At 56.4% G+C, this 1,199-nt stretch carries 1 protein-coding gene; it reads left to right on the top strand.

Annotation, left to right across the window (positions count from 1 at the left end; genetic code table 11):
• The first annotated feature begins 72 nt into the window (after nt 1-72).
• Nucleotides 73-1,160, top strand: a protein-coding gene (locus H3H37_RS25390; RefSeq protein WP_229219038.1) for an IS3 family transposase whose coding sequence is annotated in 2 segments (ribosomal slippage) — nt 73-334 and nt 334-1,160 — 1,089 coding nt in all. Because the reading frame shifts where the segments join, the coding sequence is not laid out codon by codon here.
• The last annotated feature ends 39 nt before the right edge of the window (nt 1,161-1,199 follow it).

Here is a 1,199-nt window from a genome sequence, read left to right as displayed (position 1 = left end):
GGTAATCCCCCCACCAGATGATAGCGTTTGAAAGTAGAATTTTCTCAATTTGATTTTTGAAAGTTCTGCAGCATGAAGACCTCCCGTTTTACCGACAGCCAGATCATCGCCATCCTGAAGCAGGCCGAAGCTGGCTCTCCGATTCCGCAGCTCTGCCGGGAGCACGGCCTGAGCATGGCCACGTTCTACAAATGGCGTGCCAAGTTTGGCGGCATGGACGCCTCGCTGATGGCCCGTATGAAGGAGCTGGAAGAGGAAAACCGTCGGCTCAAGAAGATGTACGCGGACGAGCGAATCAAGGCCGAGATCGTCGCTGAGGCTCTGGCAAAAAAGTGGTAGCGCCATCTCGCCGACGTGAGATGGCGCGCTGGTACGTTGATGCCGGCCGTACGACGATCAGAAATGCCTGCCTGGCTTTTGGCATCAGCCAGACCTGCTTCCGCTACCAGGCCAAGCTCAATGCGGAGAATGAAGCGATCGCGGACTGGCTGGTCCGTTTAACCAATAATCAGCGCAATTGGGGCTTCGGCCTGTGCTTCCTGTACTTGCGTAACGTGAAGGGCTTCCCTTGGAATCACAAGCGGGTCTACAGGATCTATCGCGAACTTGAACTAAACCTGCGCATCAAGCCGCGCCAGCGGATCGTGCGGGAAAAGCCTTTGCCACTGGCTGTGCCCACCGCGATCAACCAGACCTGGTCGATGGATTTCATGCACGACCAGCTGGCCGATGGCAGAAGCATCCGTCTGTTCAATGTCATCGACGACTACAATCGCGAAGGTTTGATCATCGACGTGGATTTTTCGCTACCGTCGGAGCGCATCGTCAGGTCCTTGGACCAGCTCATTGAATGGCGCGGCAAACCTTGTGTCATCCGCTGCGACAATGGCCCCGAGTACATCAGCGAGACAACCAAGGCATGGGCAGCGCGGCGCGGTATCGACATCGCGTTCATCCAGCCGGGACAGCCGCAACAGAACGCCTACGTCGAGCGCTACAACCGGACCGTTCGCTACGACTGGCTCGCCCATCATCTGTTCGAGACGCTCGATGAAATCCAGGACTTTGCCACGCGTTGGTTATGGACCTACAATCACGACCGGCCGAACATGGCCTTGGGCGGAATTACGCCAAAACAGAAATTGGCCCTCGCCGCTTAGCCTCTACTTTCAGAGCGCATCAAATATGGGGGGATTACC

Origin of the sequence: Rugamonas brunnea, from assembly GCF_014042345.1 — a bacterium.
Lineage (GTDB): Bacteria > Pseudomonadota > Gammaproteobacteria > Burkholderiales > Burkholderiaceae_D > Rugamonas > Rugamonas brunnea.
The sequence above is the reverse complement of the archived record's forward strand: the minus strand, read 5'-3'. Positions and strand labels throughout refer to the sequence as shown.